32 protein-coding genes are annotated in these 22,910 nt (G+C 65.3%); 3 read left to right on the top strand and 29 right to left on the bottom strand.

Annotated features, from left to right (window positions below; all coding sequences use genetic code 11):
• The first annotated feature begins 13 nt into the window (after positions 1-13).
• On the top strand, positions 14-928 hold the full coding sequence (locus tag CCUG20998_RS05060; RefSeq protein ID WP_020731955.1) for a class I SAM-dependent methyltransferase: 915 nt from the start codon (positions 14-16) through the stop codon (positions 926-928).
• Here the strand turns inward: CCUG20998_RS05060 and sppA are convergent.
• On the bottom strand, positions 925-2,727 hold the full coding sequence (gene sppA, locus CCUG20998_RS05055; RefSeq protein ID WP_020731954.1) for a signal peptide peptidase SppA: 1,803 nt from the start codon (positions 2,725-2,727) through the stop codon (positions 925-927). The genes CCUG20998_RS05060 and sppA overlap by 4 nt on opposite strands.
• Before the next feature lie 87 nt (positions 2,728-2,814).
• On the opposite strand from sppA, the gene CCUG20998_RS05050 reads away from it, so the two are divergent.
• Positions 2,815-3,741 carry an LLM class flavin-dependent oxidoreductase gene (locus CCUG20998_RS05050; protein WP_103653750.1) on the top strand — a complete coding sequence of 309 codons (927 nt, stop codon included), beginning with the start codon at positions 2,815-2,817 and terminating at the stop codon, positions 3,739-3,741.
• A gap of 67 nt (positions 3,742-3,808) precedes the next feature.
• Here the strand turns inward: CCUG20998_RS05050 and rplO are convergent, their stop codons facing one another.
• The 15 genes from rplO to CCUG20998_RS04975 all read right to left on the bottom strand — a co-directional run bounded on the left by rplO (position 3,809) and on the right by CCUG20998_RS04975 (position 14,714).
• Positions 3,809-4,249: a 50S ribosomal protein L15 gene (rplO, locus tag CCUG20998_RS05045; protein WP_020727412.1), complete on the bottom strand. Its 441-nt coding sequence runs from the start codon at positions 4,247-4,249 to the stop codon at positions 3,809-3,811.
• Positions 4,246-4,464: a 50S ribosomal protein L30 gene (gene rpmD / locus CCUG20998_RS05040; protein ID WP_011739077.1), complete on the bottom strand. Its 219-nt coding sequence runs from the start codon at positions 4,462-4,464 to the stop codon at positions 4,246-4,248. Before rpmD ends, rplO begins: the two co-directional genes overlap by 4 nt.
• Positions 4,461-5,135 (bottom strand): 30S ribosomal protein S5, encoded by a 675-nt coding sequence (rpsE, locus tag CCUG20998_RS05035; RefSeq protein WP_012392951.1) that lies wholly within the window; start codon positions 5,133-5,135, stop codon positions 4,461-4,463. The genes rpmD and rpsE overlap by 4 nt, the downstream gene beginning before the upstream one ends.
• A 37-nt stretch (positions 5,136-5,172) precedes the next feature.
• Positions 5,173-5,541: a 50S ribosomal protein L18 gene (gene rplR, locus CCUG20998_RS05030; protein ID WP_020788552.1), complete on the bottom strand. Its 369-nt coding sequence runs from the start codon at positions 5,539-5,541 to the stop codon at positions 5,173-5,175.
• A 41-nt stretch (positions 5,542-5,582) separates the two neighbouring features.
• Positions 5,583-6,122, bottom strand: a complete 540-nt coding sequence (gene rplF, locus CCUG20998_RS05025; RefSeq protein WP_011739074.1) for a 50S ribosomal protein L6 — start codon at positions 6,120-6,122, stop codon at positions 5,583-5,585.
• Between the two features lie 10 nt (positions 6,123-6,132).
• Positions 6,133-6,531 carry a 30S ribosomal protein S8 gene (rpsH, locus tag CCUG20998_RS05020; RefSeq protein ID WP_011739073.1) on the bottom strand — a complete coding sequence of 133 codons (399 nt, stop codon included), beginning with the start codon at positions 6,529-6,531 and terminating at the stop codon, positions 6,133-6,135.
• A gap of 76 nt (positions 6,532-6,607) precedes the next feature.
• Positions 6,608-6,793, bottom strand: a complete 186-nt coding sequence (locus tag CCUG20998_RS05015) for a type Z 30S ribosomal protein S14 (protein WP_011739072.1) — start codon at positions 6,791-6,793, stop codon at positions 6,608-6,610.
• A gap of 4 nt (positions 6,794-6,797) precedes the next feature.
• A complete protein-coding gene (gene rplE / locus CCUG20998_RS05010; RefSeq protein ID WP_012392949.1) occupies positions 6,798-7,370 on the bottom strand; it encodes a 50S ribosomal protein L5 in 573 nt (190 codons plus the stop codon).
• Complete coding sequence (gene rplX / locus CCUG20998_RS05005) at positions 7,367-7,690, bottom strand: 50S ribosomal protein L24 (RefSeq protein ID WP_011739070.1); 324 nt, start codon at positions 7,688-7,690, stop codon at positions 7,367-7,369. The genes rplE and rplX overlap by 4 nt, the downstream gene beginning before the upstream one ends.
• Positions 7,691-8,059: a 50S ribosomal protein L14 gene (gene rplN, locus CCUG20998_RS05000; RefSeq protein ID WP_012392948.1), complete on the bottom strand. Its 369-nt coding sequence runs from the start codon at positions 8,057-8,059 to the stop codon at positions 7,691-7,693.
• 250 nt (positions 8,060-8,309) lie between these two features.
• Positions 8,310-9,248, bottom strand: a complete 939-nt coding sequence (locus CCUG20998_RS04995) for a DUF4436 domain-containing protein (protein ID WP_020731953.1) — start codon at positions 9,246-9,248, stop codon at positions 8,310-8,312.
• Positions 9,249-9,377: 129 nt separating this feature from the next.
• Positions 9,378-10,259: a formylglycine-generating enzyme family protein gene (locus CCUG20998_RS04990; protein WP_020731952.1), complete on the bottom strand. Its 882-nt coding sequence runs from the start codon at positions 10,257-10,259 to the stop codon at positions 9,378-9,380.
• A gap of 4 nt (positions 10,260-10,263) precedes the next feature.
• Positions 10,264-10,941 carry a hypothetical protein gene (locus tag CCUG20998_RS28310; RefSeq protein ID WP_231389852.1) on the bottom strand — a complete coding sequence of 226 codons (678 nt, stop codon included), beginning with the start codon at positions 10,939-10,941 and terminating at the stop codon, positions 10,264-10,266.
• The gene (locus CCUG20998_RS04980) at positions 10,922-13,279 is read right to left on the bottom strand and encodes an arylsulfatase (protein WP_020731949.1); all 2,358 of its coding nucleotides are present in this window, start codon (positions 13,277-13,279) and stop codon (positions 10,922-10,924) included. Before CCUG20998_RS04980 ends, CCUG20998_RS28310 begins: the two co-directional genes overlap by 20 nt.
• 103 nt (positions 13,280-13,382) lie before the next feature.
• Positions 13,383-14,714, bottom strand: coding sequence for an oxygenase MpaB family protein (locus CCUG20998_RS04975; protein ID WP_020731948.1), 1,332 nt, complete (start codon positions 14,712-14,714; stop codon positions 13,383-13,385).
• A gap of 102 nt (positions 14,715-14,816) precedes the next feature.
• Here CCUG20998_RS04975 and CCUG20998_RS04970 point away from each other — a divergent pair, with 102 nt between their 5' ends.
• Positions 14,817-15,395, top strand: coding sequence for a TetR/AcrR family transcriptional regulator (locus tag CCUG20998_RS04970; protein ID WP_036457300.1), 579 nt, complete (start codon positions 14,817-14,819; stop codon positions 15,393-15,395).
• Between the two features lie 70 nt (positions 15,396-15,465).
• Here the strand turns inward: CCUG20998_RS04970 and rpsQ are convergent, their stop codons facing one another.
• The 13 genes from rpsQ to CCUG20998_RS04905 form a co-directional block, all read right to left on the bottom strand.
• Positions 15,466-15,828 (bottom strand): 30S ribosomal protein S17, encoded by a 363-nt coding sequence (gene rpsQ, locus CCUG20998_RS04965; RefSeq protein WP_373145001.1) that lies wholly within the window; start codon positions 15,826-15,828, stop codon positions 15,466-15,468.
• Entirely contained in the window at positions 15,825-16,067 is a 243-nt protein-coding gene (gene rpmC, locus CCUG20998_RS04960) for a 50S ribosomal protein L29 (RefSeq protein ID WP_011739065.1), read from the bottom strand. Before rpmC ends, rpsQ begins: the two co-directional genes overlap by 4 nt.
• Positions 16,067-16,483 (bottom strand): 50S ribosomal protein L16, encoded by a 417-nt coding sequence (gene rplP, locus CCUG20998_RS04955; RefSeq protein WP_011739064.1) that lies wholly within the window; start codon positions 16,481-16,483, stop codon positions 16,067-16,069. The genes rpmC and rplP overlap by 1 nt, the downstream gene beginning before the upstream one ends.
• 3 nt (positions 16,484-16,486) lie before the next feature.
• Positions 16,487-17,314: a 30S ribosomal protein S3 gene (rpsC, locus tag CCUG20998_RS04950; protein WP_011739063.1), complete on the bottom strand. Its 828-nt coding sequence runs from the start codon at positions 17,312-17,314 to the stop codon at positions 16,487-16,489.
• Positions 17,314-17,871 carry a 50S ribosomal protein L22 gene (gene rplV, locus CCUG20998_RS04945; protein ID WP_020731945.1) on the bottom strand — a complete coding sequence of 186 codons (558 nt, stop codon included), beginning with the start codon at positions 17,869-17,871 and terminating at the stop codon, positions 17,314-17,316. Before rplV ends, rpsC begins: the two co-directional genes overlap by 1 nt.
• On the bottom strand, positions 17,868-18,149 hold the full coding sequence (gene rpsS, locus CCUG20998_RS04940) for a 30S ribosomal protein S19 (protein WP_011739061.1): 282 nt from the start codon (positions 18,147-18,149) through the stop codon (positions 17,868-17,870). Before rpsS ends, rplV begins: the two co-directional genes overlap by 4 nt.
• Positions 18,150-18,170: 21 nt before the next feature.
• Positions 18,171-19,013, bottom strand: a complete 843-nt coding sequence (gene rplB, locus CCUG20998_RS04935) for a 50S ribosomal protein L2 (RefSeq protein ID WP_103653751.1) — start codon at positions 19,011-19,013, stop codon at positions 18,171-18,173.
• Positions 19,014-19,042: 29 nt separating this feature from the next.
• Positions 19,043-19,345, bottom strand: a complete 303-nt coding sequence (gene rplW, locus CCUG20998_RS04930) for a 50S ribosomal protein L23 (protein WP_012392940.1) — start codon at positions 19,343-19,345, stop codon at positions 19,043-19,045.
• Complete coding sequence (rplD, locus tag CCUG20998_RS04925; RefSeq protein ID WP_012392939.1) at positions 19,345-20,019, bottom strand: 50S ribosomal protein L4; 675 nt, start codon at positions 20,017-20,019, stop codon at positions 19,345-19,347. Before rplD ends, rplW begins: the two co-directional genes overlap by 1 nt.
• Positions 20,019-20,672, bottom strand: coding sequence for a 50S ribosomal protein L3 (gene rplC, locus CCUG20998_RS04920; protein ID WP_012392938.1), 654 nt, complete (start codon positions 20,670-20,672; stop codon positions 20,019-20,021). The genes rplD and rplC overlap by 1 nt, the downstream gene beginning before the upstream one ends.
• Positions 20,673-20,686: 14 nt before the next feature.
• Complete coding sequence (gene rpsJ, locus CCUG20998_RS04915) at positions 20,687-20,992, bottom strand: 30S ribosomal protein S10 (protein WP_003403578.1); 306 nt, start codon at positions 20,990-20,992, stop codon at positions 20,687-20,689.
• A 290-nt stretch (positions 20,993-21,282) separates the two neighbouring features.
• A complete protein-coding gene (locus tag CCUG20998_RS04910; protein ID WP_020731943.1) occupies positions 21,283-21,549 on the bottom strand; it encodes a hypothetical protein in 267 nt (88 codons plus the stop codon).
• Positions 21,536-22,813: a lipase family protein gene (locus tag CCUG20998_RS04905; protein WP_068873864.1), complete on the bottom strand. Its 1,278-nt coding sequence runs from the start codon at positions 22,811-22,813 to the stop codon at positions 21,536-21,538. Before CCUG20998_RS04905 ends, CCUG20998_RS04910 begins: the two co-directional genes overlap by 14 nt.
• Positions 22,814-22,910 lie beyond the last annotated feature (97 nt).

The raw sequence follows: 22,910 nt of genomic DNA, 5'->3' as shown, positions 1-22,910 counted from the left end.
AGATAGGACCGACATGGCACGCACGCACGATGACAAATGGGATCTGGCCTCCAGCGTCGGCGCCACCGCCACCATGGTCGCCGCGGGCCGGGCGATGGCATCGAGGGATCCCCGTGGTTTGATCGACGATCCGTTCGCCGAACCGCTGGTGCGCGCCGTCGGTGTCGACTTTTTCATCAAGATGATGGACGGCGAGTTCGATCTGAGTGTCCTGCAGAATGTTACGTCGGCAAAGGCCCAGGCGATGGTGGACGGAATGGCGGTACGCACCAAGTACTTCGACGGCTACTTCGGCGACGCCATCAAGAGCGGGATCCGGCAGGCGGTGATCCTCGCGTCGGGGCTGGATGCCCGCGCATACCGGTTGCCGTGGCCGGCCGACACCGTGGTCTACGAACTCGATCAACCTCAGGTGATCGAATTCAAGACCAATGTTCTGGCCGACCTCGGCGCCGAACCCAGGGCAACCCGGCGCGCAATCCCCATCGATCTGCGTGGGGACTGGCCGGCGGCGCTGCGGGCGGCCGGCCTGGACACCACGGCACCCACGGCATGGCTGGCCGAAGGCCTGCTGATCTACTTGCCGCCCGAGGCCCAAGACCGGTTGTTCGACAACATCACCGCGCTCAGCGCGCCGGGCAGCACCGTGGCTACCGAATTCGTGCCCGGCATTGTGGATTTCGATGTCGACCGGGCGCGGCAGATGTCAGGTCCGTTTCGCGACCATGGTTTGGACATCGACATGTCGTCGCTGGTCTACACCGGCGCGCGCAATCACGTCGTCGACTATCTGCGCGCCAAGGGCTGGGACGCCGAGGGCGTGGCCCGAAGCGAGCTTTTCGAGCGCAACGGCATGGCCGTTCCCGACCCCTCCGACGACGACCCGCTCGGCGAAATCATCTTCATCAGCGCCGCCCTGACCGGCTAGAACCGCGACCGCCCCAGCCACAACACGTTGGCCCCGGTCAACGTCTGCTCGACCTGCCCGACGGCGCCGGCCACCGAGCGGACAACCAGCGCGCCCACGGCTTCGGGCACCGAAGCCGCCACCGGCCGAGACGACCCGCGCGGCCACAGCAGATCCAGCAGCGACGAGCCCGGATAGCCGACCAGGCGGACCTCGGTGTCCTCATCCAGGCCGGCCAGCACCTTGGCGCGCCGGACCGCGGTGCGAAAGCCGCCGAGCTCGTCGATCAAGCCCCGCTCCAGGGCATCGGCACCGGTCCAAACTCGCCCTCGGGCAACCGCATCCACGTCTTCGGTGCGAAGGTTGCGGCCCCGGGCTACGCGTTCCACAAAATCGGTGTAGAACATGTCTGCCTCGGCCTCACGTCGGGCGCGCTGCTCGTCGGTAAATGGTGCGTCTATCGACCAGGCGTCAGCATTGGCGTTGGTGCGCAACGTCTCTGACCCAACACCCAGCCGATCCTTCAGATCACGGACCACCAGCTTCCCGGTGATCACTCCGATTGAACCGGTGATCGTGCCCGGATTCGCGACGATTGCATCCGCACCCATCGATACGTAGTAGCCGCCGGAGGCCGCGATCGAGCCCATCGAGGCCACCACCGGCTTGCCCCGGTCGCGGGCCCGCTGCACCTCACGCCAGATGGTCTCCGACGCGGTGACCGAGCCGCCGGGACTGTCCACCCGCAACACAATCGCCGACACCTCCTCGTCGGCCGCCACCTCACGCAATGCCGATGCGATAGTGTCGCCACCGGCGCTGGACGGACCCAACGGCAACCCCTGTGGGCCACCCCGGCCGTTGACGATCGGCCCCTCGACGCTGACAACGGCGATCGTGGGCTTGCCCCGGCGCCCCGGGATCGACGGCACGGGCGGCGCCAGACGCGGCCTAGCGGTGCCGGCATAGCGCGCCAGATGCATTCGCGGCAGTTTGTCTGCGGTGTCGATCGATTCCGGCGAAACACCCTCCACGCCAGCCAATTCCGCGATCCTGGCATAGGCCTCGTCGCGGAATCCGATCCGATCGATCAGACCGGAGGACAGCGCCTCATCCCGCAGCAGCGGAGCCTTGTCGGCGAGTTCATCAAGTACACCCGCGTCGATCTGGCGCGATTGGGCGACCGCCTGCCACACCTGGTCCTGCAGGCTTTCCAGCATCCTTGTGACGGCTTCACGGTTGGCGTCGGTGTAACCGTCTTCAGTGAAAAGGTCTGCCGCCGACTTGTATTCGCCTCGCGCCACGAACTGGGCTTCGATGCCCACCTTGTCGAGCGCATCGCGCAGGAACATCGCGTTGCTGGCAAAGCCGATCAGCCCGGCCTCCCCGGAGGGCTGCATCCAGATCTCCCGAAACGCCGTCGCCAGGTAGTAGGACAACGTACCCGGATACGTTTCGGCCCAGGCCACCGACGGTTTCACGGCGCTAAACGCCGCGATCGCCTCGCGAAGTTCCTGAACCGCCCCGATCGGCGCCGGTGGAAGCTGCACCCGGGCAATCAGGCCAGCGACCCGAGGGTCCTCGGCACCGCGGTGCAGCGCCGCAACAGCATCGCGCAGCGCCATCGGCCGCCCGCCCCCGGAGATGATCAAAAGCGGGTCGAAACCGTTGCTCTCCGCCGGCATGGTGCGCAGGTTGAATTCCAGGATGCAGCCGTTGGGTACCCCGTGGTGACGGGCGGTGTCGACGCGTTCGGCCAGTGCGCGCACGTCGTCCCCCACACTCGACAAGCTGGGCAGGAAGGGCAGAAAGGCGAACATATTTTGTAGCGTACCGATGGCCAGGCCCCGGCATCGTGGCCCATCGGCCCGGGTACCGGGCCCCTGGGCGCGTCGTACGGTGGCGAGGTGAGGTTTTCGATAGCGATCCCCCAACTCGACACCGACGGCTTTGACGCCGCAGGACTGCGCGCCTATCTCGCTCGCGCCGAGGAACTCGGGTTCGAGGGCGGGTGGGTACTCGAGCAGATCATCGGCAGTTCGCCGCTGCTGGCACCGCTAGAGCTACTGGCATACTGCGCTGCCTGCACCAATCGGCTTCGGCTGGGGGTCGCCGTGTTGGTGACGTCCCTGCACGATCCGCTGCAATTGGCCTCGTCGGTGACCGCCGTGGACCGTCTCAGCGACGGCCGCCTCGACCTCGGCGTCGCGGCCGGCGGCGGTTCGCGCAAGTTCGCGGCTTTCGGGGTGGACCGCGCCACCCATGTCAGCTATTTCACCGAGGGCCTGCAGTTGATGAAGGCGGCCTGGTCCGATGAGCCACGGGTGAGGTTCCATGGCCGCTTCCGCGATGTCGATGACCTGCCCATCCAGCCCAAGCCGGTGCAACGCCCGCACCCCCCGATCTGGTTCGGCGGGCGCGCGCCCAAGGCCCTGGCCAGGGCGGTCCGGCACGGTGACGCGTTCCTGGGCGCGGGCTCCTCGACGACGGCCGACTTCGCCACGGCGGTGACCACACTGCGTCACGAACTGGCCGAACAAGGCCGCGATCCCGCCGGCTTCACCATCGGCAAACGGGTCTATCTGATGGTGGACGACGACCCCGAGCGGGCCCGCGAGCGCGTGCTGGCGGGTTTGCGCAGTATCTACGGAAAGATGGGCGGCCTGGATGCGGTGGCGGTGGCGGGCACTCCCGACGACGTCACCCGCGGTCTGGCTGAGGTGATCGCCGCGGGGGCGCAAACGCTGTTGCTCAATCCCGTGGGCCCCGATGTTGGGCAGAACCACGAGCAGATGGAGCGCCTCGCCGCGGAGGTCATTCCGCGGCTGCGCTAGCTCGCGAGCAGACGCGAAATCGCACAAATCGCCGTGGCGTTGTGCGATTGAGCGTCTGCTCGCGGTACTACAGTTCGGTGACGGATCCGCCGGCGGCGGTGATCTGCTCCCGGGCGCTACCGCTGAACTTGTGCGCGGTGACATCGACCTTGACGGTCAGCTTGCCGTCCCCGAGCACCTTCACCAGCGAGTTCTTGCGAACCGCTCCCTTGGCGACCAGCTCGTCGACACCGATGGTGCCGCCCTCGGGGAACAGCCGAGCGATGTCGCCGACATTGACGATCTCGTACTCGGTGCGGAACCGGTTACGGAAACCCTTGAGTTTAGGCAGCCGCATGTGGATGGGCATCTGCCCACCCTCGAACGTCGTCGGAACCTGTTTGCGCGCCTTGGTGCCCTTGGTACCGCGGCCCGCGGTCTTACCCTTGGAGCCCTCACCGCGACCCACGCGAGTCCGCGGGGTTTTCGATCCGGGCGCCGGGCGCAGATCGTGCAGCTTGATGGTCACTGTGCCTTACCTCCGGTGCCATTCTGGGCGGGCTCCACCTCGACGAGGTGGCGCACCACCGCGATCAGCCCGCGGGTCTGCGCGTTGTCGTCGCGGACCACCGTGTGGCGGATCCGGCGCAAGCCCAGGGTGCGCAGGCTCTCGCGCTGCTTCCAGCGCGCCCCGATGGTGCTGCGCACCTGGGTGATCTTGAGCTGATTGGTTGCTTCACTCATGGTTGTGCCCCCGAAGTTTGGGCCTCGCGTACTGCAGCGGCGGCCAGCGCTTCGCTTTCGCGGCGCGCCTTGAGCATTCCGGCCGGGGCAACGTCCTCGATGGGCAGTCCGCGTCGGGCCGCCACCTCCTCGGGACGCTGCAGCATCTTCAGCGCGGCAACGGTGGCGTGCACCACGTTGATCGCGTTGTCGCTACCCAACGACTTGGCCAGGATGTCGTGCACGCCGGCGCATTCCAGCACGGCGCGCGCAGCGCCACCGGCGATCACACCGGTACCCGGGCTGGCCGGACGCAGCAGCACCACACCGGCGGCCGCCTCGCCCTGCACCGGATGGGTGATGGTGCCGCCGATCAACGGCACCCGGAAGAAGCCCTTGCGAGCCTCCTCGACGCCCTTGGCGATCGCGGCCGGGACCTCTTTGGCCTTGCCGTAGCCGACACCGACCATCCCGTTGCCGTCACCGACGATGACCAGGGCGGTGAAGCTGAATCGCCGACCACCCTTGACCACCTTGGAGACGCGGTTGATCGCAACCACACGCTCCAAGTAGTTGCTCTTGTCGCTGTCGCGGCCACCGCGGCCACCGTCGCGCCGGCCGCGGCCTTCGCGTGAGTCGCGGCTGTCGCGGCCTTCAGGGGCGCCTTGCCCACCGGCCGACTGCTCCGCCATTATGCGGTCCTTCCAGTGTTGTTCAGGTTCCCAGTCATCAGAACTTCAATCCATTCTCGCGCGCGGCATCGGCCAGCGCCGCGATCCGTCCGCCGTAGGTGTACCCGCCGCGGTCGAATACCACGGTGTCGATACCGGCGGCCTTGGCGCGCTCGGCGATCAACTGGCCCACCCGAACACTGCGGGCTTTCTTGTCTCCATCCAGGCCACGCACATCGGTTTCGATCGATGAGGCGGCGGCCACGGTGGTGCCGTTGGCGTCGTTCACCAACTGCACGTGGATGTGCCGAGCGGACCGGTGCACCACCAGGCGCGGACGTTGTTGGGTGCCGGCGATCCTCTTGCGCAGCCGTGCGTGCCTGCGCAGCCGGGAAACCCGGCGGGTAGCGGATACGCTCTGCCCCACCGGCTTCCGCGCGGCGGTGTCAGCCTGTGTTTGCGCCATGACTACTTACCTGTCTTTCCGACCTTGCGGCGGATCTGCTCGCCTTCGTAACGCACGCCCTTGCCCTTGTACGGGTCGGGACGGCGCAACCGGCGGATGTTCGCCGAGATCTGGCCGACCTTCTGCTTGTCGATCCCAGAGACCGTGAATTTCGTCGGCGCCTGGACGGCGAAGGTGATGCCTTCGGGCGCCTCGATCACAACGGGGTGGCTGTATCCGAGTGCGAACTCCAGGTTGGCGCCCTTGAGCTGCACGCGGTAACCCACGCCGTGGATCTCCATTTTGGTGGTGTATCCCTCAGTCACGCCGGTCACCAGGTTGGAGACCAGGGTGCGTGACAACCCGTGCAACGAACGGTTGCGCCGCTCGTCGTTGGGGCGGGAGATCACGATCGCGCCATCATCGTTGCGCGACACCGTGATCGGCTCGGCGACCGTCAGGTCCAGGGCGCCCTTGGGCCCCTTCACCGAGACCTTCTGTCCCTCGATCATTACGTCGACTCCGGTGGGAACCGGAACCGGCTGCTTACCAATACGCGACATGGTTACTCCCTCACCACACGTACGCGAGGACTTCGCCGCCCACGCCCTGTCTGGCTGCCTGGCGGTCGGTCAGCAAGCCTGAGGAGGTCGAAATGATCGCCACACCCAGGCCGCCGAGTACCCGCGGCAGGTTGGTGGACTTGGCGTAGACCCGCAGCCCGGGCTTGGACACCCGCCGCAAACCGGCGATGCTGCGTTCCCGGCTCGGCCCGTACTTGAGTTGAACGATCAACGATTTGCCAACTCGCGCGTCTTCGGTATGGAAGTCGCTGATGTAGCCCTCGTTCTTGAGGATCTGGGCGATGTTGGCCTTGATCTTGGAGTGCGGCAAACTCACCTCGTCGTGGTACGCCGAATTGGCGTTACGCAGACGAGTCAAGAAGTCTGCGATCGGGTCCGTCATGGTCATGACAGCGTCTGTACCCTTCCTCGCGGCGGTTCCCGGTCAGGGCCTACCGCGCACCTGTATCTGGGGGTTGGTCTTTTTACCAGCTGCTCTTCTGCACGCCGGGCAGCTCACCTGCGTGAGCCATCTCGCGCAGGCAGATCCTGCATAGTCCGAACTTGCGAAACACCGCACGGGGGCGGCCGCACTTGCTGCATCGTGTGTAGCCGCGCACCGCGAACTTGGGCTTGCGTGCGGCCTTGTTGACCAGTGCCTTCTTCGCCATCTGCTCAGTTCTCCTTGAACGGAAAGCCGAGGGCCCGCAACAGCGCTCGTCCTTCCTCGTCGGTTGTCGCCGAGGTGACAACGTTGATGTCCATACCGCGGACACGGTCGATCTTGTCCACATCGATCTCGTGGAACACCGACTGCTCAGCCAGCCCGAAGGTGTAGTTGCCGACACCGTCGAATTGCTTGGGCGACAAACCGCGGAAGTCACGAATACGCGGCAACGCGATCGAGGTGAGCCGGTCGAGGAACTCCCACATCCGGTCGCCACGCAGCGTCGCCCGCACGCCCACGGGCATGCCCTCACGCAGTTTGAACTGCGCAATGGACTTGCGGGCCTTGCGGATCTCCGGGCGCTGACCGGTGATCAGTGCCAGGTCGCTCACCGCGCCGTTGATCAGCTTGGCGTCCCGCGCGGCCTCGCCGACTCCCATGTTCACCACGACCTTGGTGACGGTCGGGATCTGCATGACGTTGCCGTAGCCGAACTGCTTGTGCAGCACATCGCGGATCTCGCTGCGGTAGCGCTCCTTGAGCCGCGGCGGAATCTTCACTGCGCTATCAGTAGTGCTCATGCCTGAATGTCCTTGCCATTGCGCTTGGAGATACGGACCCGCTTGCCGGTCTCCTCGTCGACCCGGTAGCCGATCCGGGTGGGCTTGCCATCGGAGTCGACGACCATCACGTTGGACACGTGGATCGGCGCTTCCTGGGTAACGATCCCGCCCGACTTTGCACCACGCTGGTTGGTCGAAATCGCGGTGTGCTTCTTGATTCGGTTGACACCCTCGACCAACACCCGGTTGCGTTCCGGGTAGGCCTGCAGGACTTTGCCCTTGGCGCCTTTGTCTTTGCCGGAAACAACCAGCACGGTGTCGCCCTTGTGGACCTTCATCTACAACACCTCCGGGGCGAGCGAAATGATCTTCATGAACCGCTTCTCGCGCAGCTCGCGACCCACCGGGCCGAAGATGCGGGTACCGCGCGGGTCGTTGTCCGGCTTGATGATGACGGCGGCATTCTCGTCGAACTTGATGTAGCTGCCGTCGGGACGCCGGCGCTCCTTGACGGTGCGCACCACAACGGCTTTGACGACATCGCCGCGCTTGACGTTGCCGCCCGGGATGGCGTCTTTGACGGTGGCGACGATGATGTCACCAATCCCGGCGTAGCGTCGCGACGATCCGCCGAGCACGCGGATGCACAAGATCTCCTTGGCGCCGGTGTTGTCGGCGACCTTCAGCCGCGATTCCTGCTGAATCACTAGATCTCCTGACTCGGGTGGACGTGTGCACAGCAGGAATGCAGCCCAAATGGGCCTAAGCGAGCCTCAACGGACAAGGCCCACCACAAACCTGACATGCGCGGTCTTTCGTTACCGAAGGGCACGCGGGGCCAGCCGACAAGCTTTGGGACTTGTACGCACCGGCCGAGGTCTGCCCAAGGCAACCCCTAGAGTCTAGGGGACGAGCTGCTCAGAGCCAAATTTGCACTGTGGCCGGCTTTGCAGCGGCTCATTCAGACACGCGATACCAGGCGACAACGTACACCACCATGGCCGTGGCCAGCGCAATTAGCACCCAGATGACGATGGCTTGGTCGATCCACGCACCCGCGGGCGGAGAACCCGGAAGGATGTTGCGCAACGGCACCACGGCGAACAGCATCGCCGCATACCAGGTGCCGAACGGTGGCTGAAACTTTCTCCGGCGGGTGATCATCTGGATCGCGACGAACAAGGCCAACGTCGGCAGGGTGATCAGGACCAGGCAGATGCCCAGGTCGAAGACCAGCGGCCCCTTGGCCCGCTGGAAGGTCACGATGACGTTGTCGGGGCGGTCGGAGGTCTGACTGGCGTCCCCTACCCGCTCGACGCTGATGTCCCAGCCCTCCAGCGATCCGGTCACTTCCACCCGGGTGGCCTTGTACTGACGGTTCTCACCGGTTCCCACCAGGACATCGGCTTGGATGGTGTCGGTGGTGTACCGGTCGAATGGCCAGTTACCGGGGTCGCCGTGCGCTTCGATGGTGGTGGCTACCTGGGCGGGTGACTTGCCCACCGGGTACTGCAGGTCGCCCAGTTCATTTTCCGGGTAGAAGCGCACCGAGGTGTCCACGGTGAGCACGTTGAGCCGATGGTCGATCATCGAATCGTCGGGCATCACCAGAACTTTCACATCGAGGCGATTTGCAACGGTATGCAGCGCCTCGAAGCGGACCAGGACCACCGTGTCGTCGGTGGTGCCGACGTCGGGTTTGGGCAGCGGCCCCGGCGTGCTGGCCAGCCAGTGGTAACCGACCAGCGAAAATATGTAGACGACGATGACGCCCACAATGATTGTGGTGTCGAGCACGAGGTGCTTGCGCCGCGACATGTGCTTGGGTTCGGGCCGGGCATTCGCCGGTGGATCCGGGGCGGCGGCCGCACCCGGCGCAGCGTTGTTATCTGCCATCCGCGGTTACCGCCGGAGATGGCACTGATGCAGCCGAGCCCCCGTCACGAGACACGGTGACAGATCGTAGCAACCGAGGTGCCTTGCGGCGGCGTTTCCAAATCAGTTCGCGACCGGTCCGGTTGCCGGCTAGCGATCCGCCACGCAGCGGAATCCGATATGGGTGGTCGCGGTGTCCTGGGACTGCGGCGAACGGGCCGCCGGCCGGTAGCGGTGGCAATACTCGGGCGCGCACAGGTGCGAACCACCCTTGAGGGTCTGGCTGATGGTCGGATCGGCGGGCCCGGTCGGCGCGCAGCACGCCTTGGGCGGCTGATCGATGCGGTGATGCGCCGAAAACGGGGTTGTGGTCCACTCCCAGACATTGCCGATCATGTCGAACAGGCCGAACCCATTGGCCGGAAAGGTTCCCACCGGCGAGGTTCCGAACCAGCCGAGCGCTCCGTCGTTGCGATAGGGGAACTTGCCCTGCCAGGTGTTGGCCATCAGTTGTCCGGCGGGTTTCTCTTCGTCGCCCCATGCGTAGGTGGTGGTGGTGGCACCGCGGGCCGCGTACTCCCACTCGGCCTCGGTCGGTAGCCGACGCCCCGCCCACCGCGCGTAGGCCGCGGCGTCCGGATAGGCCACCTGCACCACCGGGTGATCGGCCCGGTCGTCGACGTCGCTGTCCGGCCCCCACGGATGACGCCAGCTCGCGCCGGGCGCCCAATCCCACCACTGACGCCAGTCACGTAGGTCGACCGGTCCCGCGGTGGGACGAAACACCATCGCACCCGGACGTAGGTCATCCGGATTTACCCCCGGATACAACGCGGGGTCAAGGGGCTGCTCTGCAACCGTCACATAGCCCGTCGCCGCCACGAATTCTGCGAACTGGGCGTTGGTCACCGGGTAGCGCTCGATCGCGAATGCGTGCACGGACACGCTATGGATCGGCGCTTCCTCCGGGTAAAAGCTCGTCGACCCCATGCGAAACGATCCGCCCGGCAGGTCGACCAATTCGGTCAGCACAACTTCAGGGTATGAGGACGGCAAAGTTTTGCATCAATGCGGATTTCGCCGCAGTGAAGCCAGCCACCCCGGCCGGGCCCTCCAGATGCACGGCCACCAGGTACATCTTGGTGTTGGTCCAGATGTGGGTGATGCGGTCAGCGAACTGGATTGCGCCCGACGGACCCTGCAGAGTGCCGGTCAGCAACTCGCTGCTGTACCCGCAGAAGGGTGCCCCCGCGACGGCGAAGTTGAGCCGGCGCATCGAACCTCCCAGATGTGCGGTGTACTCCTGGAAGGCACGCTCTGGCAGCGCGTCGGTTGCGGTGATGGTCACCGTCGCCGCCATCCCATCGGGGCCGGTCAGGCTCAGCGCCGTGTCACCGCTTCCACCGCGCGCGGTCCAGCCGTCGGGCACGCTGAGTGTGACTCTGGGGGCGTCCTGGTCCGCCGCCGCGGCCGTGGTGGCCCGGCCCTCCCCGGTCAGCGACGGAGCGCAGCCGATTGTGTGGGGCGGTATTTGTTCCGGCTGGGTCGCTACGACTCCCGGTACTGGTCTAGCGGGGTCGGGATGCAAGCCGGGTGAACCCGACCCGCCGCGCTCCGCGCAGGCGGACAAGACGCCGGACAGGCACACCAGGCTCACCACACCCAGAGCCGCGGACAACGATCGGGCCAGCCGGTCAGTCCCTTGAAAAGGCAAGTGCAAGTTCTTTTTCCACGTCTTCATATGGTCGTCCGGATAGGTCAATGGTCACTCGGGCGATGCTTCCGCCCGTGAAGGCAAAGGGCGCCTTGTAGCGACTCGACACTGCAGAACCGCCGTTGCGGCCGACGGTGATGCCCGCACCAGCAAGTCCAAACGTTCCGGGGTGGGTCGTCACATCTGCAAGCGAGCCCACCTCGTTGTGGTCGAAGTACATCGTAAGGTCGCCCAGCGGCGTATGGCTGTTGGGCACCGTGCCCGTCCGCGCATAGCGCACCCCGAACAAGTGATGGCCCAGCGGAATCGGCCCCACCGAGGACAGCAACTGCTGGCGTTCACCGAGGAAGTTGTAGACGTAGTGCAGGCGACCGTCGGCGATGAACAACACGTGACCGCCGTGCGCCCCACCCTGCTTGAACAGCACGCCCTCGGCGCCGGTGGTATCGACGGTGACCTCGGCCACCAAGGCGAACGAGCGGCCGCGAATCTCGGCCCCGGCACCGATGCCGACCTCAGCACAGCCGGGGTAGTAGATGTAGCTCGTGCGTTCGCCGACCAGATACGGTCGCGACCGCATCATCGTCTCCATGATGTTCAGATCACCCAGCGGCAGCCCGTTGTACTTGGCGGCCTCGGAGAACCACAGTGCCTTGAGTTCCTCCAGCTTGTCGGGGTGCTCGGCAGCCAGATCATGGCACTGGCTGCGGTCTTGGGCGATGTGGAACAGTTCCCAGCGGTCGGCGTCGAAATGCGACCATCCCGCCGGGGCCGCAGCGTGCACGGTGTTGGCGAACCAGCCCTCATGCCAGATGCCGCGGGTTCCCAGCATGGCGTAGAACTGGGTCTTCTTGCCGGTATCGGCGGCGGGATCGGTAAGGGCCGCTTTGAAACTCACACCATCCAGCGGCTTTTGCGCGATGCCCTTGACGACCTCCGGCGGCGTCATGTCCAACAGGTCGTAGACGGTCGGCGTGACATCGCAGACGTTGATGTAGTGGTCCCGAACTTCACCGTGCGCCGCGATTCCGTCGGGCCAGGAAATGATTGCCGTGTCGGCGATACCGCCCTCATGCGAGGCGTAGCGCTTGAACAGCTTGTAGGGCGTGTTGAAAGCCATCGCCCAACCGATCGGATAGTGATTGTAGGTCTGGGGCCCGCCGAGGTGGTCAAACAGTTTCATGCTCTCTTCGACGGTATCGATGTAGCCGTTGAAGAACTTGCCTTCGTTCACCGATCCGTTGGGACCGCCCTCGCCGCTGGCGCCATTGTCGGAGATCACCACGATGATCGTGTTGTCCAGCTCGCCGGATTCCTCGAGATAGTCCAGGATCCGCCCGATCTGCGCGTCGGTATAGCTCAGGAAACCGGCGAACACCTCGGCCATCCGGCTGAACAGCTTTTTCTCTTCCTCGTTCAGCGAGCCCCAGGGCCGCACCGTGTCCTGCATCGGCCACGACTCGCCCGAGGGGCCTTTGACGTCGAGATAGGGGTTGATCGGCGACAACTCGGTGTCGGGCGGCACAATGCCCATCGCCTTCTGGTTTTCCAGCACGATCTCGCGGTAGCGCTCATAGCCCATGTCGAACTTGCCGGCGTACTTGTCGGCCCATTCTTTGAAGACGTGATGGGGCGCGTGCCCGGCACCCGGGCACACGTAGCTGAACCAGGGCTTGTCAGGCGCTACCACCTTGGCGTCACGAATGAACTGAATCGTCTTGTCGGCAAGGTCCTTCGACAGGTGGTAGCCATCCTCGGGGGTTGCAGGCGGGTTGACCGGATGGTTGTCGTACACCAGGTCGGGGTACCACTGGTCGGTCTCCCCACCCATGAACCCGTAAAACCGCTCGAAGCCGCGCGAGACCGGCCAATGCCGTCGCGTCGCCGCCATGCTGGACTCTTCCATCGGCGTCAGATGCCACTTCCCGACGCAGTAGGTGTTGTAACCACGTTCGGCCAGTACCTCAGACAGCAGCGCCGTATCGGCGGGGATGCGGCCACTGCAGTTGGGGAACCCGTCGGTGAACTCCTCGATGGTCGCCATCCCCACGGTGGTCGCGTTGCGCCCGGTCAGCAGCGACGCCCGCGTCGGCGAGCACAGCGCGGTGGTGTGGAACTGGGTCAGTCGCACGCCGCGTTCGGCGATTCGTGACATGGTCGGCATCTGCACCAGCCCGCCGAAGCAGTCCCAGGTGGCAATTCCGGTGTCATCCCAGACCAGGTACAAGATGTTGGGCGCATTCTCGGGCGCTGTGGGCGCCGCGTACGGACCCCAATCCGCTTCCGAGTCGCGGATATCCAACTCGATCTTGCCCTGAAAACCATTCGACCCCGTCATCTGCCCCAGCCTCTTCGCCGTAGTGGACCACCCGAACGTCCGTGGACATTACACGCGCCGGATAGCAATCAGCTAAGGATTTCAGTGGGGGCCACCACCACCGTCAGTGCAGGACAGGAGTGTAATGCGCTGCATCGGTTGTGAACTCAGGCCTGCCGTAGGTCGCCAGCCGGAGCTTGAGAAGCCCGATGACGTACGCGTCGGTGATGTCTCGAAGCACCGGGATGCGGCTGGCGTGGCTCACTGCTGTGAAGCGCCCGATGATGAAGGGCGCGGTCAAAGCGACGCGCAAGAGGTCTTCGGGCCCGAGTGTGACGCCCATGGCCGCGGCGAGGTCGCGGTCATTGCCGCAGAAGGTGCGGACGAACGTGAGCTTGCTGAAGCTCTTCTCGACCGCGTCGGCGCAACGGTCGAACAGCGTGGTGTTGGGGCGCAGGTAGGCCGCCATCGTGCCGCTGACGAGTTCGCGGCAGACGTCGTCGAATCCGTGGCGCAACAGAGCCGCCCGCGCGTGCATGACGTGGATGATGTCGGCAGGCTCGGCGGGCAGCAGTTCCTCCGGCAGACCGAGTAGAAAGCAGCGATACCTGGCGAATTCGACGACGGCGCGTTCCTCGGCGGTGAACTCGGTCCGGCCCTGCTGTCGCGCCTTGCGAGCCAGCAGGTACTGGCCGATCATGCCGGCCGGCATCTGGTCGACCTGCGGCACCGGCATGCCGTAGATGGCTGCGTCCCATTTTCGGCCCCACTTGTCGGACTTCTTCAGGGCGTTGTAGCGGACCATCGAGTGCATCAGCCGGACCATGGCGGCGGCTTCGAAACCTGGACCGTAACGGTCCAGCGCACCGGGCAGGGTGGTGACGGCGAAAAAACTGGCTGTCTCGTTGACCCGCCGGGCTGCCCGCTTGCCGGAGAGCGCACCGGTCAGTGCCATCGGCAGCGCGGCGTAGGTGTTGGTGAAGGTCGCGATGAAGGCCCCCCTCGTAATGAAGGGGGCCAGCAGCGCGGCGGGGATGCGCTCGACCCGGGCACCCTCGCGTACCAGCTCGAAGTCGATCCAGTCCGGGGTGACCTCCATGGCGGCGATGAACGACGCCAACTCGGCGGGCGCGTCGGGCACCGCCTCGATTCCCTTCCGGCAGGCCGTCTTGAGCATGTCGATCAGTTGCGTGACGGCGCGTGTGGACATCAGTGCCGCGTAGGGATCGGCGACGACGTCTCCGAGCATGGTGGCAGTGCTGATCAGCTCCAGGACGCGGTCGTCTTCCAGGATCGGTGCGCGATCAGCGACCCAGGTCGGCAGGGCGGAGTCGACGTCGGGCTCGGTGGCCAGCCGTTCCGGCTGATGGTCGAAGTCGAAGCCGCCGTAGAGGTCGGGCTGCAATTCGCGTTGGCTGCGCACCCGCCGCGCGAGTTCGGGGTAGTGGGCGACCATCACGACCTCCTGGCTAACTAACACCTTGTGAGTAATACTCACAAGGTGTTAGTTAGGCTGTCAAGTGTGACCGAGGCCGACTCGAGCACGGCGAAGCGGCGAATGACCGCGCAAGGGCGGCGCGAGCAGATCCTCGACGTGACCCATGCCATCATCGACGCCGACGGTTTCCACGCCGCAACGCCGATCCGCATCGCGCGGGAGGCCGGGATCAATCGATCGCTGATCTACCAGCAGTTCGGCGGCCCGGCGGGCCTGTTCGTCGCCCTCATCGACCGTGAAGCCGGCCGGGCAGGCGAACAGTTCGCCGAAGCGATCAGCGACCTGGGCGAGCCCAGCGAAGAGAACCAAACCTTGGTGCGTGCGTTTGACGGTGTGCTAGCGGCTGTGGACGCCCACACGGCAACCTGGCGGCTGTTCTTGTTCCCGCCGCAGGGCGCTCCCCCGCAACTGCATACCCGGCTCGCCCAGTCTCAGACGATCGTGCGTGAGTTCCTACAAGGGGAACTGCAGCGACTCAATCCGCAGCTAGATGATCCCGAGTACACCGCCCGGGTCCTGTACGCCACCGGGCGCGAACTACTGCAGTTGCGCCTCAGTGAACCGCAGACCGCGACGCCGGAGCGACTGCGCGCCTTCGTGCACGGCCTGCGCGCCAATCTCATCGGCCCAAGCCGCTAGACGAAGCAGCCGGCCAGGTGGCGCTTGCCACCGGACCGGCTGCTTCGAAAGCTGGGCTGTCGCCCGATCTTTACTTGGCCTTCTCGAGAATTTCGACGAGCCGCCAGCGCTTGGTGGCCGACAGCGGACGCGTCTCCATCAGGGAAACGCGGTCGCCGATGCCGGCGGCGCTGTGCTCGTCGTGCACCTTGACCTTCTTGGTGGTGCGAATGATCTTGCCGTAGAGCGGGTGACGCACGCGGTCTTCGAGCTCGACCACGATGGTCTTCTGCATCTTGTCGCTCACGACGTAGCCGATGCGCGTCTTGCGACGACCGCGCGGCTTAGGAGTGCTCGGCGTGTGCTTGGGACCCTTTTCCTTGGAAGCGCCATCGACCGCGCCCGCCGCTGCGGACTTGGTGGCCTTAGCGCCAGTCTTCGCCTCTGCCATCACGATTCCTTACCATCGGGTTCGCCGGGTCCAGCCGCCAGACCCAATTCTCGTTCGCGCAACACGGTGTAGACGCGTGCGATTTCCTGACGCACCGTGCGCAGCCGGCGGTTGTTGTTGAGCTGTCCGGTCGCCATCTGGAAACGCAGGTTGAACAGCTCTTCCTTGGATTCGCGCAGACGCTCGGTCAGCTCTTCTTCGGTGAGCTCGCGCAGTTCGCCAGGGGAAATTCCCACTGCCATCAGAACTGCTCCTCTCGGGTGATGATGCGTGCCTTGATCGGCAGCTTGTGGATCGCGCGGGTCAGCGCCGCTCGTGCGATCGCTTCGTTGGGGTAGCTGAGTTCGAACAGCACCCGGCCCGGCTTGACGTTGGCCACCCACCACTCCGGGGAGCCCTTACCCGAACCCATCCGGGTTTCGGCCGGCTTCTTGGTCAGGGGACGGTCCGGGAAGATGTTGATCCACACCTTGCCGCCACGCTTGATGTGCCGGTTGATGGCGATACGAGCGGACTCGATCTGCCGGTTGGTGACGTAGGCGTGCTCGAGGGCCTGGATCCCATAGTCGCCGAAGTTCACCGACGTCCCGCCGCTGGCGATGCCACGCTGGCGGGGGTGGTGTTGCTTGCGGTGCTTAACCTTACGGGGAATCAACATGATTTAGCTCTCCGTGCTCTGCGCTTCGGGGGTGGTAGCGCTTTCTGCGGCGGCGGGCTCTTCGCTACCCACGGCGCGTCCGGCTTCGGTGCCGGTGGCCGTGGTGCCGGAAGCACCGCTGCGGCGCGGACGGCTGCCCGCCGGCCGCTCGCGGCGCGGACGGTCGGCGCCCGCGGGAACGGCGGCGGCCAATTCGCGCTTGCCGCCGACGATGTCGCCCTTGTAGATCCACACCTTCACACCGATCCGGCCGAAGGTGGTCTTGGCCTCATACAGGCCGTAGTCGATGTCCGCGCGCAGCGTGTGCAGCGGAACCCGGCCCTCGCGGTAGAACTCCGACCGGCTCATCTCCGCGCCACCAAGACGACCCGAGCACTGCACCCGGATGCCCTTGACGTTGGGCTGACGCATCGCGGACTGGATGGCTTTACGCATCGCCCGGCGGAACGCCACCCGGTTGCTCAGCTGCTCAGCGACCCCTTGGGCCACCAGTTGCGCTTGCGACTCAGGGTTTTTGACTTCGAGGATGTTGAGCTGAACCTGCTTGCCGGTCAGCTTCTCCAGATCCGCACGGATGCGGTCGGCCTCGGTGCCACGGCGGCCAATGACGATGCCCGGACGCGCGGTGTGGATGTCGACCCGGACCCGGTCACGGGTGCGCTCGATCTCCACGTCGGCGATTCCGGCGCGCTCCAGGCCGCTGGACAGCAGCCGACGGATGGCGACGTCTTCCTTGACGTAGTCGGCGTACTGCTTGTCGGCATACCAACGCGACTTCCAGTCGGTGGTGATGCCCAAGCGGAAGCCGTGCGGGTTGATCTTCTGGCCCACTAGTCTGAGCCTCCCTTCGCTTCAGAAGTCTCAGAAGTCTTGGACTCGGCTTTGGTGGCCGCCTTTGTCGCCGGTGCCTTGGTGGCGGCCTTCTTCGCCGGCGCCTTGCTGGCCGAGGACTTCTTCGCGGGCGCCGTTGCGGCGGCCTTGCTGCCCTCGGCGCGGCGAGCCCGCGACGACTTCGAAGACCGCTGGTCCTTGCTCGGCCGGCTCTCCACCACCACGGTGATGTGGCTGGTCCGCTTGCGGATCCGGAACGCGCGTCCCTGCGCCCGCGGGCGGATGCGCTTGGCGGTCGGGCCCTCGTCGGCGTAGACCGTGGCCACGACCAAGGTCGCCGGGTCCAAGCCGTTGTTGTTCTGCGCGTTGGCGGCCGCACTGGCGATCACCTTGGCGACCGGCTCGCTGGCGGCCTGCGGCGCCCAACGCAGGATGTCGAGCGCGTCTGAAACCGACCTGCCACGCACCAGGTCAATTACCCGGCGCGCCTTTCTCGGCGACACCCGCACGAACCGCGCCTTGGCGGTCGCCGACGGGAATTCAGTGGTTGTTGTCATCGCCGCTTGCTCTTTCGGTCGTCCTTGATATGTCCCTTGAACGTGCGCGTGGGGGCAAATTCACCGAGCTTGTGACCGACCATCGACTCGGTGACGAACACCGGGACATGCTTGCGGCCATCGTGCACCGCGAAGGTGTGGCCGATGAAGTCCGGGATGATGGTCGAACGCCGCGACCAGGTCTTGATGACCTGCTTGGTGTTCTTCTCGTTCTGCACGTCGACCTTCTTCAGCAGGTGGTCGTCGACGAACGGGCCCTTCTTCAGGCTGCGTGGCATAGTTCGCTACTCCTCGACTTCCTAGCGCCCGTGCTTCTTGCCGGTGCGCCGGCGTCGGACGATGAGCTTGTTGCTCGCTTTGTTCGGGTTGCGGGTACGGCCTTCTGGCTTGCCCCACGGGCTCACCGGGTGACGGCCACCGGAGGTCTTACCCTCACCACCGCCGTGCGGGTGGTCGACCGGGTTCATCACCACACCACGGACGGACGGGCGCTTGCCCTTCCACCGCATACGACCGGCCTTACCCCAGTTGATGTTTGCCTGCTCGGCGTTGCCCACCTCACCGACCGTGGCGCGGCACCGAACGTCGACCCGACGGATCTCGCCGCTGGGCATACGCAGCGAGGCGTAGCTGGCTTCCTTACCGAGCAACTGGATGCTCGATCCCGCCGAGCGGGCAAGCTTGGCGCCACCGCCGGGCCGCAACTCCACGGCGTGCACCAAGGTGCCGGCCGGGATGTTGCGTAGCGGCAGGTTGTTGCCGGGCTTGATGTCGGCGTTGGCACCCGACTCGACGACGTCGCCCTGGGAAAGACCGTTGGGCGCAATGATGTAGCGCTTCTCGCCGTCAAGAAAATGAAGCAGCGCGATGCGGGCGGTGCGGTTGGGGTCGTACTCGATGTGCGCAACCTTGGCGTTGACCCCGTCCTTGTCATTACGACGGAAGTCGATCACCCGGTAGGCACGCTTGTGGCCACCACCCTTGTGGCGAGTGGTGATGCGGCCGTGTGCGTTACGCCCGCCACGACCGTGCAGCGGGCGAACCAGCGACTTCTCCGGAGTCGAGCGAGTGATTTCGGCGAAGTCCGACACGCTCGCGCCGCGCCGACCCGGGGTCGTGGGCTTGTACTTGCGAATTGCCATGTCTAATCAGGTCCTTGTCTCGCGCCCGGCTATGCCGGCGCTCCGAACAGATCGATCGGCTTGCTGCCCGGCGCCAGGGTGACGATGGCGCGCTTGGTGCTCTTGCGCTTGCCGTACCCAGTCCGGGTGCGCTTGCGCTTACCCTGCCGGTTGGCGGTGTTCACCGATGCGACCTTGACCGCAAAGATCTTCTCGATAGCGATCTTGATCTGGGTCTTGTTCGAATCGGGGTGCACCACGAATGTGTACACGTTGTCATCGAGCAGCGCGTAGGACTTCTCCGAAATCACCGGCGCCAGAATGATGTCGCGCGGGTCAACGATGGTCGCCATTAGGCCGAAACCTCCTCGGACGTGTTGGCGGCGATATAGGCGTTGAGCGCCTCAACACTGAAGACCACGTCGTCGGCGCGCAGCACGTCGTAGGTGTTGAGCTGGTCCGGGGACAGAATGTGCACACCGGGCAGGTTGCGCACGCTCTTGACGCCGGTCTGGTCATCGCGTCCGATGACCACCAGCACCTGCTTGCGGTCGGTGATGGTGGCCAGGAATGTCTTGGCGCTCTTGGTGGACGGAGTCTGGCCTGCGACCAACTCGGTGACGGCGTGGATACGCCCGTTGCGCGCCCGGTCCGACAACGCCCCGCGCAACGCGGCCGCGATCATCTTCTTGGGGGTGCGCTGGCTGTAGTCGCGCGGTTTCGGACCGTGCACCACACCACCGCCGGTGAACTGCGGGGCCCGCGTCGAACCTTGACGGGCGCGGCCGGTGCCCTTCTGCCGGTATGGCTTACGGCCACCGCCACTGACGTCGCCGCGTGTCTTGGTCGAGTGCGTACCCTGACGGGCCGCTGCACGCTGAGCGGTAACCACCTGGTGCATCAGGGCGATGTTCGCCGGAACATCGAACAGCTCGGCCGGCAGTGCGACGGAACCGTCGACCTTGCCGTCCGGCGTCTTGACCTGAATTTCCAAGTCTTTCTGGGCGCTTTGGTTTTGCGCAGCCATTACTTCTCACCTCGTTTGATCGCGCTGCGGACCATTACGAGCCCACCGGTGCGGCCGGGAACCGCGCCCTTGATCAACAACACACCTTGCTCGGCATCGACCTTGTGCACCAACAGGTTCTGCACGGTCACCCGGTCGTTACCCATCCGGCCGGCCATCCGCGTGCCCTTGAAGACGCGCGCGGGAGTGGCACAGCCACCGATGGAACCCGGCCGGCGGTGCACCGCCTGGGCACCGTGGCTGGCGCCCTGGCCGCTGAAGCCGTGACGCTTCATGGTGCCGGCGAAGCCCTTGCCCTTGGAGGTACCGGTGACATCGACGTAGCTGCCGTCGGCGAAGATCTCCGCCGTCAGCTCCTGGCCGACTTCGTACTCGGTGACCGCCTCGGCATCGTCGAGCCGCAGCTCAGCCAGGTGACGCCGGGGGTTGACGCCCGCGGCGGTGTACTGGCCGGTGACCGGCTTGTTGACCTTGCGCGGACTGATTTCGCCGTAGGCCAGCTGCACTGCGCTGTACCCGTCGCGCTCCGGTGTGCGGATACGCGTTACAACGTTCGGCCCCGCCTTGACCACCGTCACAGGTACGACTTTGTTGTTCTCGTCGAAGACCTGCGTCATGCCCAGCTTGGTACCGAGAATGCCCTTTCGTGCCATGCTCTCAGAACCTCCTACTGGATGTTGACGTCGACACTGGCCGGAAGGTCGATGCGCATGAGTGCGTCAACCGTCTTCGGCGTCGGATCGATGATGTCGATCAACCGCTTGTGCGTACGCATCTCGAAGTGCTCCCGCGAGTCCTTGTACTTGTGCGGTGAGCGAATGACGCAGTACACGTTCTTCTCGGTCGGCAACGGCACCGGACCAACCACGCTGGCGCCGGTACGGACCACCGTCTCGACGATCTTGCGCGCCGAAGCGTCAATAGCCTCGTGGTCGTAGGCCTTGAGCCTGATGCGGATCTTCTGTCCCGCCACGCTTCTCCTACCTCACTCTAAAAACTTGAGGCCCGTGTTCGGACCTGGTGCCCCCAGCCCGCCGATCGGCCCGGTCTCTGCCGGGTCGAACTGCGCGCGCTGGATACTGCGCCGCTGTTTACCTGTCGTGGTACACCGGCCCCCGCGGTCGGGCGTGTCACCCGCACGCAGCCTTGTAGGCGCCAAAATTTGGTCGCACTCCAAGGATGGGACCGGACGCGCCCGTGTGGACGCCGGTCGGATGCCCGGCCAGGCGTGAACCCGGCTCAAGACAACCTGAACAGTATGCCTCAGATCAGCGGTTCGGCCAAATCCCAGGTGACGTCACCGACGAACTGGATCATCGGCGCAGCGCGACCCTCCTCGGGCGGCCGTTTGGCCAGCGCCCGGACCGGACCGAATGACCATTGATCTTGCCAAGACGACCGACCAGGTGCGCTCACCAACGGCAGCGCGGTGCAACGCCCCGCACCGGTCGGGCCCCGCCTGCCCAACGCCACCCGCCCGTTGCCCAGGGCCGGCGCGGCCGCCGTAGCCGTCTGCTCAGAACTGGCCACAGTTGGGCGCGGCGGGAAGGCCGTTGAATCGGTCGGCGACCCACTGTAGGGCACGCTCGCCGTCCACCCAGAAAGTCAGCGCATGGTTGACCGAGGCCTTGTTGAGAAACGGCGGCTCCTCGTTGGTCCAGAACTCGACCTGCGCACCCTGCGCACACCAATCGCGCCCGAGCTGGTTGGCTTGGGTCCAGGGCACCAGCGGGTCGTAGCGGTTGTTGACGATGAGGACCGGCGCCGATGGCTGGTGCCGTCCGAGTCGCTGGGCTTCGAACAGCGTCTTGAACGGCTCCTCACGGACCAGTTGGTCCAAGTCCTTGGTGAAGTAGCCCCGAAGATGGCGGAACATGAACTTGAACGACGTCTCCTGGACGCACTGGTGACGCGTTTTGGCGAGCAGGTCCTCCCCGCGCGGGGTCATCCGTTCGTGAATCGCATCCGCCAGTTCCGGGTAGGCGTAGATGAATCCGTTGATCAGGTAGCCGGCGGCGCCTACCAGTACGTTGCCATCCATATAGGGCAGCATCTCGACGAGATCGGCGGGCGGAGCACCCGCATACGTGCCCACCACATCGAGTTCGGGCGCGTAGCTCGACACGAGTTCGGCCGCCGAGGCCGCGGCCCCACCGCCTTGCGAATACCCCCAGAAGGCAACGGGGCCATGTGGGTCCAACGATGTTCCCGGCAGTCGCTGCGCGGCGCGCGCGGCGTCGAGCACCGCGTGCCCCTCGGCCAGCCGATTGACATAGGTATGCGTTCCGGGAGTTCCCAGCCCCTCGTAGTCGGTCATCACGATGGCAAACCCGCGGGCCACCATGGTCGCGACGAACGTCTCTTCGTAGTTGACCATCAGGTCCAGCCACGGCGACCAGTGGATGCCTTGGTTGAAGACCCGCGACAGCGCGCACTGATCCCCCTGCCCGACGGTGCCTGGCGCGTAGCTGAGCAGCGGCCGCGGCCCGCTTCCCGACCAGGGATTATCGGGCTCGAAATACGTGCCGGTGACTGCGATCGGGTTTCCCCGGGTGTCGGTGCTGCGGTACATGATGCGAGTTCCGGTTGCCATGATCGCGCCCAGCTGACCGGATGGTTCCAGCACCAGTCGCGATGGCTCGGTGCGGATCAAGTCGCCCGGCTCGCCGGGCGGCAGCGGGTCTGGCGGAGTGTAGAACTGGTCGTATTGGCTTTGATCGCCTTCGGATTCGAAGCCGCCGTCGGCGCGCGCCGAGTCCGGCGCAACAACGGTGATTGTCGCGCAGTACAACATGGCCACCACCACGACATGCAGCCGCGATTGAAGGCGACCCCTCGCAGCACGCCTACCACGAACAAATAAATCGCGCTTCTCAATTATCATATTTGGC

The organism is Mycobacterium marinum, from assembly GCF_003391395.1.
Classification (GTDB): domain Bacteria; phylum Actinomycetota; class Actinomycetes; order Mycobacteriales; family Mycobacteriaceae; genus Mycobacterium; species Mycobacterium marinum.
This window is presented reverse-complemented; position numbering and strand designations above follow the sequence as displayed.